The organism is Agrobacterium sp. NPDC090283 (assembly GCF_044769685.1).
Classification (GTDB): domain Bacteria; phylum Pseudomonadota; class Alphaproteobacteria; order Rhizobiales; family Rhizobiaceae; genus Agrobacterium.
Genome location: NZ_JBIVYG010000024.1, coordinates 61,916 through 70,278 on the forward strand (window position 1 = coordinate 61,916; position 8,363 = coordinate 70,278).

Genomic DNA, 8,363 nt, shown 5'->3' on the forward strand with positions numbered 1-8,363 from the left:
GCAACCGAAGGACTTTACGCAACATGGATAGATCCTCGGGACAAGCCCGAGGATGACGCCGAGATTACGGAGACGTTTGTCAACACTCTCCGCAATTCGGTCACCCGTCACCCACGCCGTCGTCAGAACGTCACCTTCTCCAGCGGCGGTCGCGTCTTTTCGAATTCCAGCAGCTTCGCCTCGTTGCGGGCGATGTAATCGCGGTCATGCGGCACGGCATCGCGGTCCTTGGCGAGCTGGATCTGGAAAATATGGAAGTTTTCGTGGGTGAAGGCCATTTCCGACCCCGCCAGATAGAACTCCCACATGCGGAAGAAACGTTCGTCATAGAGTGCGACCGCTTCCGCCTTTCGCGCCACAAAACGTTCCCGCCAGTGCCTGAGTGTATGCGCATAGTGCATGGGCAGGATTTCGATATCTTTTACCAGCAGCCCGGACTTCTGGATCGCCGGCAGCACTTCGGCAAGCGAAGGGATATAGCCGCCGGGGAAAATATATTTTTCGATGAAGGGATTGGTCGCCAGCGCCGGATAGGGCTGGCCGATGGAATGCAGCACCATCACACCCTTGTCGTCCAGCACCTCCGCCACCTTGTCGAAATAATCGCGATAATGCGTCGGCCCGACATGTTCGAACATGCCGACCGAGACGATGCGGTCATATTTCTTCGAGGCCGGCAGGTAACGGTAGTCCTGCAATTCGAAGCGGACATTGCCGGCAATACCACGTTTCGCCGCGCGGTCGCGCGAGACGCGGAGCTGTTCTTCACTGAGCGTGATGCCGGTCACGTCGGCACCGGCGCTTTCGGCAATATACATCGCCATGCCGCCCCAGCCGGAGCCGATTTCCAGCACGCTCTGGCCCGGTTCGGTCATCAGCTTGGCGGCAATGTGCCGTTTTTTCGCAACCTGCGCCTCATAAAGGCTGATACCAGGCGGATTGAAATAGGCGCAGGAATATTGCCAGTCCTCATCGAGGAAGAGATCGAACAGCTTGGCGCTCAGATCGTAATGATGAGCGACGTTACTCTTGTTGTGATTGACCGGCAGATGCATCTTGATGCGGGCGGCAATGATACGCGCCATGCCGCGCCAGATCATGCCGAAGGACAGCGCCTCGCTCAGCGTGTTGCCTTTCACCAGTGCGAGAAAATCGTAGATGTCGCCTTCCGCGACCTTCGCCCGGCCTTCCATATACATTTCAGCCAGCTTCAGCGCCGGGTCGGCGGCGATCTCCTGCATGGCGGCTTCGTCGGTGAAGTCCAGAACCACCTTTTTTCCCGCGCCGTTGCCGAATGTACGGCTGCCGCCCGGGCTGTTGACGGTGAGATCACCGGTCTTGATTATCTTTTCGAGAAGAACATGCAGAGACGACGCCATGGCACCCCCAATTGCTAAGTCTCACTTATCAATTTCGCTGACCGTATTCCTTTCGGCACAAGTTGCAAGATAGTCTTATTTCAAAAAAATTGAACGATTTCATCAAGGAAAAAGCCCCGCCGGGGTGTGCGGCGAGGCTTTTTGGTAAAAAATCATTTCAACCGCAGGTCAGCGTCGCTTCATGGCTTCAGCCAGAGCGGCGGCAAGCGCACCACCGGTTTGCGACCCCTCGTTGCGCTCTTTCGGTTTGGACGTCGCGTGCCGCATGGCGCTGGCATTGCCCTTCTCGCGCATCGGCTGCGGCGCTGCCTCGCCGCCATCCTTACGCATGGTGAGACCGATACGCTTGCGCTTCACATCCACTTCCACGACCCGCACCTTGACGACATCGCCCGCCTTGACGACCTCATGCGGGTCTTTCACGAAACGGTCGGCGAGTTGCGAGACATGCACCAGGCCATCCTGATGCACGCCGATATCCACGAAAGCGCCGAAGGCGGCGACATTGGTGACGGTGCCTTCCAAAAGCATGCCCGGTTTCAGGTCGGTGATCTCGTCCACGCCCTCGGCAAAGGTCGCGGTCTTGAAGCTCGGGCGTGGGTCGCGGCCGGGTTTTTCCAGTTCGGCGATGATGTCCTTCACGGTCGGCAGGCCGAATTGCTCGTCGATGAAGCGCTTGGGATCAAGCGCCTTCAGCGCGGCGCTGTCACCCATCAGCGAACGCAGATCACGGCCGCAGGCGGCGACGATCTTTTTCGCCACGCCATAAGCTTCCGGGTGAACCGAGGAAGCATCCAGCGGCTCCTTGCCGTTCGGGATGCGCAGGAAGCCCGCACATTGTTCGAAGGTGCGCTGGCCAAGGCGCGGCACCTTCAGCAGTTCCTTACGGCTGGCGAAGGGGCCGGTCTGGTCGCGATGAGCGACGATGGCATCGGCAATCGAGCTGCCAAGACCGGAGACCCGCGCCAGAAGCGGTGACGAGGCCGTGTTGAGATCGACGCCGACGGCATTCACCGCATCTTCCACCACGGCATCGAGCGAGCGGCTGAGGCGGCCCTGATCGACATCGTGCTGATATTGCCCGACGCCGATGGATTTCGGCTCGATCTTCACCAGTTCCGCCAGCGGATCCTGAAGTCGCCGGGCGATGGAGACGGCGCCGCGCAGCGAAACATCGAGATTGGGGAACTCGGCGGCCGCCCGTTCTGAGGCGGAATAAACGGATGCGCCCGCCTCCGAGACGATGACCTTGGTGGGTTTTGCGCCGGAAGCCGAAGCCGGCAACTGCGCCAGAAGATCGGCGACCAGCTTTTCCGTCTCGCGGCTGCCCGTGCCGTTGCCGATGGCGATCAGCTCGACATTGTACTTGCGGATAAGCAAAGCAAGTTCCGCCTGCGTGCCGCGCACATCGTTCTTCGGCGGGAAGGGATAGACCGTGCTGGTTTCCAGCAGCTTGCCGGTGCCATCCACGACAGCCACCTTGACGCCGGTGCGGATGCCCGGATCGAGCCCCATGGTGGCGCGGGAGCCGGCGGGGGCGGCCAGCAGCAGATCCTTCAGATTGCGGGCAAAAACATGGATCGCTTCTTCTTCCGCGCGCTCGCGCAATTCGCGCATCAGATCGAGCGAGAGCGACATGGAAAGCTTCACCCGCCAGGTCCAGCCAGCGACCTCCATCAGCCATTGATCGGCGGGACCGGCATTGCGGATATCGAAGGCGGCGGCGATGGTGCGCTGCGCCGGCTTGACCGGTGAGGGATCATCCGCGTCGACGTCGATCGTCAGCGTCAGAATTTCCTCGTTCCAGCCGCGCAGCATGGCGAGTGCCCGGTGGCCGGGCACCGTCGCCCAGCGCTCGAAATGATCGAAATAGTCGGAGAATTTCTCACCCGACGCCTGCTTGCCGTCCACCACCTTGGCGCGGAAGGTGGCGTTCTGGCGCATGTAATCGCGCAGGCGACCGAGCAGATCGGCATTTTCCGTCATGGTTTCCGCCACGATGTCGCGCGCGCCCTCGAGTGCCGCCTTCACATCGGCCACCTCGCCCTGGACATAGGCCTCCGCAAGCTTCGCCGGATCGGCGGCGCGGTTTTCCCAGATGGCTTCTGCCAGCGGACCGAGACCGCGTTCGCGGGCGATTTCGGCACGGGTGCGGCGTTTCGGCTTGTAAGGCAGATAGAGGTCTTCCAGTTCCGCCTTGGTGCCGGCCTGCATGATCTTGACCATCAGCTCATCGCTCATCTTGCCCTGACCGGTGATGGTCTCGACGATGGAGGCGCGGCGCGCATTGAGTTCGCGCAGATAGACAAGGCGTTCCGAAAGCGTGCGCAGCTGGGTATCGTCAAGCCCTCCGGTCACTTCCTTGCGGTAACGGGCGATGAAGGGCACGGTCGCGCCCTCGTCCAGCAAGGCCACCGCCGCCTTCACCTGATCGGCGCGGGCATTGATTTCGGAGGCGATGAGCGAGGCGAGGCGGGCATTGTCTGCGGTCATAGGGGACTCTTGGGGGTTCTCTGCTGTCACGTCTGGAGCCGCGAACATAATGTCTGATTATGGCGTGACAACAAGAGGCGTCAACGATTCCACAGGAAAGGCTGACTTCAAGGGAAAGACGGACATTGGCGGCGCTTTCTCCTTGACCTTTCGGCCCCCTGCCCTTAACGCCCCTGACACAAGGTTACTGGCGAATTTGCAGGGGTATTGACCATGAAAGTTCTGTTGATCGGTTCCGGCGGACGCGAACATGCGCTGGCGTGGAAAATCGCCCAGTCTCCCCTGCTCGATGAGCTTTATGCCGCCCCCGGCAATCCCGGCATCGCCGACCATGCGACACTGGTGGCGCTTGATGTGGAAGACCACGCGGCCGTCATCGCCTTTGCGAAGGAAAAGGCAATCGACTTCGTCGTCGTCGGCCCGGAAGCGCCGCTGGTTGCAGGCCTTGCAGACGATCTGCGCGCCGCCGGCATCGCCACTTTCGGACCCTCGAAAGCCGCCGCCCAGCTTGAGGGCTCCAAGGGTTTCACCAAAGATCTCTGCGCCCGTCACAACATTCCGACCGGAGCTTACCAGCGCTTCAAGACTGCCGAACCCGCCAAGGACTATGTTCGTGCGCAGGGCGCGCCGATCGTCATCAAGGCGGACGGTCTTGCCGCCGGCAAGGGCGTGACCGTGGCAATGACGGAAGCGGAAGCGTTTGCCGCGATTGACGACTGTTTCGACGGCGCTTTTGGCGCGGCCGGCGCTGAAGTGGTGGTGGAGGCCTTCCTCGACGGTGAGGAGGCGAGCTTCTTCTGCCTTTCGGACGGCAAGACCGCGCTGGCGCTCGCCACCGCGCAGGATCACAAGCGTGTGGGCGATGGCGATACCGGCCCGAATACCGGCGGCATGGGTGCCTATTCACCCGCTCCTGTGATGACTTCGGCCATGGTGGAACGCACCATGAAGGAGATCATCGAGCCGACGATCTCAGGCATGGCCAAGGATGGCAACCCCTTCTCCGGCGTGTTCTTCGCCGGCCTGATGATCACTGCCAAGGGTCCGGAACTGATCGAATATAACGTCCGCTTCGGCGATCCCGAATGTCAGGTGCTGATGATGCGCCTGAAGAGCGATCTGCTACCGATCCTCTACGCCACCGCCACCGGCACGCTGGACAAGGTTGAGGCGGAATGGCGCGACGATGCGGCGCTGACGGTCGTTCTCGCTTCCAAAGGTTATCCCGGCGCTTACGACAAGAACACGCCGATCGCCCATATTCCCGAGGCGAGCGAAGAGGCGAAGGTGTTCCATGCCGGCACCGCGATGAAGGACGGCAGGCTGGTGGCGACGGGCGGACGTGTTCTGAACGTCACCGCCCTTGGAAAGACCGTGACGGAAGCGCAGGCCAGCGCCTATGCGCTGGTGGACAAGGTGGAATGGGAAAACGGCTTCTGCCGCCGCGATATTGGCTGGCAGGCCGTCGCGCGCGAAAAGGCCTGATCCTTGAGGCAAACGGGGTCGGATGCGAATATTTCGTTTAATTTTTACCAAGTTTGCTGACCTGATGGAAACGAAACATCGGTAATACTTGCCCGAACATTGAATGGCGCAACGTGTCTGGAACATGAGACCGCGCCGTCACTTCGGGGGTTTTTCGATGCGTCGTCTTTTTCTGACAGCCGTTATCGCGCTGACCGGCGGGTCGGCGATGGCATCTTCCATCGAATATATAAACGGCGTGCATGTGACCAATGGCAGCTTCGTTCGCCTCGATTGCGCGGGCTGCCAGCCCGTGAAGGGCAAAACCGTGGCGCAGGATTATGCCGTTCCCTCCATTGAGCCGGGCACGCAGCACACGGAAATGCGCGAAGTCGACGGCAAACGCACCCTGGTGCGCACCGAAGCCTGGCTCGGTGGGGCGCCCGTCACCTTCGTCAGCACCAATCCCGCCTGGATGGCGCAACCATCCAGTACAGCCATCGCTACCTATGATGAGGCAGCACCCGAGGCACATCCCGCTGAAACGGCTTCAACACCTGCCGGCATCGACGTGACGACGACCACGGCGGCCGTCAAGGAAATTTCGACTGAAACCACGGCCGCGCCGGCGAGCGCCTCGGTCATCGGCACGCCCCAGTTCCCGGATTTCCAGCTGCGCGGCAATTGACCGCCAATAGCGCTTTGATGACAAACGTCAAATAATCGCGCCTTCGCTGCATTTACGAGCAACACCGCAACCATGCGGGGAATGCCGCTTTATCCGCTGCCCATTCTGCCCATACATCCTGATAAAGCTTTCGCTAATTAAATATTTATTCAAATTTTTAGCCGCTAAGTGGGTTTATAGTGCGATGCAGCACAGATGAGGCCACGGAGCGGATCTGCGCTTTCGGCCCTTTTACCGCGCATCATGCGCCTCTCCCCTCTCCGAAACATCGGTACCGCGCGGCTTTTTCTGGCGCGCGATCCCAAACGCTTGTGAGCGCCCATGAAGAACCTTTCCATTTCCCGTCAACTGATCGTTCTCGTGGTGGCCCTGATGGCCGCCTTCGCCGTGGCGACCTTCTACCAGCTGAAATCCGCCACCGATGCAATCTATGAGGAACGCTACGGCATGCTGCGGACGCAGGTGCAATCGGCGATCTCCATCCTGCAATCCTTCCATGACAAGGAAAAGGCCGGGACGCTTTCGCGCGACGAAGCCATGAAACAGGCTTACGCCACCGTCAGCGCCATGCGCTTTACGCCCGACGGCTATCTCTTCGGTTACGACTACGACGTGACGATGAAGTTTCATCCCGATCCGAAGCGGGTCGGCGAAAGCTTCAAGGGCAAGCCCGACAGCAAGGGTTTTGCCTATCGTGACGAGCTGGTACGGCTTGGCCGCAACGGCGGCGGCCAGACCGATTTCTACGGCCCGAAACCCGGCATGGAAGGCAATGATTACGCCAAGAGTTCTTACGCCCTTGCCTTCGAGCCCTGGCAGGTGGTGGTCGTGACCGGCGTTTATATCGATGATCTCAACGCGCAGGTTCGCGGCGAGGTGATGAAGGCGCTGTCGATCGGCGCGATCATCTTCGTGCTGGCGCTTGCCGCCGCTTTCTACGTCATCCGTGGCATTTCCAAACCGCTCGGCGATATTCACCGGGCACTTGGCGAAGTGGCCAATGAGAACGTCTCGCTCGCTATTCCCCATACCGGCCTCACCAATGAAGTGGGCATGATGGCCAAGGCCACCGCCTCGCTGCAGGACAAGGTGCGCGAGCGCCACGCCATGCAGCGCCGTGAGGAAGAACAGCAGCGGCAGCTTAATGCCGAGCGCCAGAACAATCTCGACATGCAGCGCGACGAGGCGGAATTGCAGGCCCGGGTTGTCACCACCATCGGCGAGGCACTGGAAAAGCTGGCGGGTGGCGATCTGACCGTGCGCTGCGGCGATCTCGGCAACCGTTATGCGGCGCTGCGCGACAATTTCAACGAGGCGCTGACCCATCTCGACGCCGCCATGGCCAAGGTGAATTCCAAGAGCATCGACATTGGCGGCTCGAAAGAGGAAATCCGCAAGGCTTCCAACGAGCTGTCGCAACGGACAGAACGGCAGGCCGCAAACCTTGAGGAAACCTCGGCTGCGCTGGATGAACTGACCGTTGCCGTGCGCCAGACGGCGGAAGGTGCAGCTGACGCCGCCAAGCGCGTCACCACCGTCAGCTCGGAAGCCATGCGCAGCGACCGGGTGGTGGAAGAAGCCATCACGGCGATGAGCGGTATCGAACAGTCTTCCGATCAGATTTCCAACATCATCGGCGTGATCGACGACATCGCCTTCCAGACCAACCTTCTGGCGTTGAATGCCGGCGTGGAAGCGGCGCGTGCCGGTGAAGCCGGCAAGGGTTTTGCCGTGGTGGCGCAGGAAGTGCGCGAACTGGCGCAGAAATCCGCCGCCGCCGCCAAGGAGATCAAGGACCAGATCGCCCGCTCCTCCGCCCAGGTGGAAAACGGCGTGCGCCTTGTCGGCGAGGCCGGCGATGCGCTGAAGCGCATCTCCGATCAGATCAAATCGGCCAACGAGATCGTCAGCAAGATCGCCCATTCGGCCGCCGAGCAGGATACCACGCTGCGCTCGATCTCCTCGTCGCTCAACCAACTCGACGTCGCAACCCAGCACAATGCGGCGATGGCGGAAGAAACCACGGCTTCGGCGGAAGCGCTGGCCGTGGACACCGAAGAGCTGCTGAACCTCATCCGCGGCTTCCGCGTCTCCTCCGGCCACCAGCTTCACGGCATGGCGCGCGAGATGCGCATGGCGGGGTGACCACGAACGGTCTCATGCACTCAAGACAAGAATGCCGGGCACAGACCCGGCATTCTTACATGCTTTCCAGTGCTCTCCAACGTTCTCAACCCGTTCGGCGTCATCCTCGGGCTCGATGTAAAGACCGGAGACATCCCTGACAGATGTTCGGAGACATCCCTGACAGTTTCATGGGTTTTCGAGGTTTATTTCTG

At 60.7% G+C, this 8,363-nt stretch carries 5 protein-coding genes; 3 read left to right on the plus strand and 2 right to left on the minus strand.

The window, feature by feature from the left end; all coding sequences use genetic code 11:
- Positions 1–122 precede the first annotated feature (122 nt).
- On the minus strand, positions 123–1,379 hold the full coding sequence (locus ACIQUH_RS25220) for a class I SAM-dependent methyltransferase (protein WP_400820319.1): 1,257 nt from the start codon (positions 1,377–1,379) through the stop codon (positions 123–125).
- 168 nt (positions 1,380–1,547) lie between these two features.
- Positions 1,548–3,872, minus strand: coding sequence for a Tex family protein (locus tag ACIQUH_RS25225; protein ID WP_400820322.1), 2,325 nt, complete (start codon positions 3,870–3,872; stop codon positions 1,548–1,550).
- Between the two features lie 213 nt (positions 3,873–4,085).
- Here ACIQUH_RS25225 and purD point away from each other — a divergent pair, with 213 nt between their 5' ends.
- The 3 genes from purD (at position 4,086) to ACIQUH_RS25240 (ending at position 8,169) form a co-directional block, all read left to right on the plus strand.
- Positions 4,086–5,357 (plus strand): phosphoribosylamine--glycine ligase, encoded by a 1,272-nt coding sequence (gene purD / locus ACIQUH_RS25230; protein ID WP_400820324.1) that lies wholly within the window; start codon positions 4,086–4,088, stop codon positions 5,355–5,357.
- Positions 5,358–5,514: 157 nt separating this feature from the next.
- Positions 5,515–6,024 carry a plant virulence effector HPE1-like domain-containing protein gene (locus ACIQUH_RS25235; RefSeq protein WP_400820326.1) on the plus strand — a complete coding sequence of 170 codons (510 nt, stop codon included), beginning with the start codon at positions 5,515–5,517 and terminating at the stop codon, positions 6,022–6,024.
- A 321-nt stretch (positions 6,025–6,345) separates the two neighbouring features.
- Positions 6,346–8,169: a methyl-accepting chemotaxis protein gene (locus ACIQUH_RS25240; RefSeq protein ID WP_400820329.1), complete on the plus strand. Its 1,824-nt coding sequence runs from the start codon at positions 6,346–6,348 to the stop codon at positions 8,167–8,169.
- The last annotated feature ends 194 nt before the right edge of the window (positions 8,170–8,363 follow it).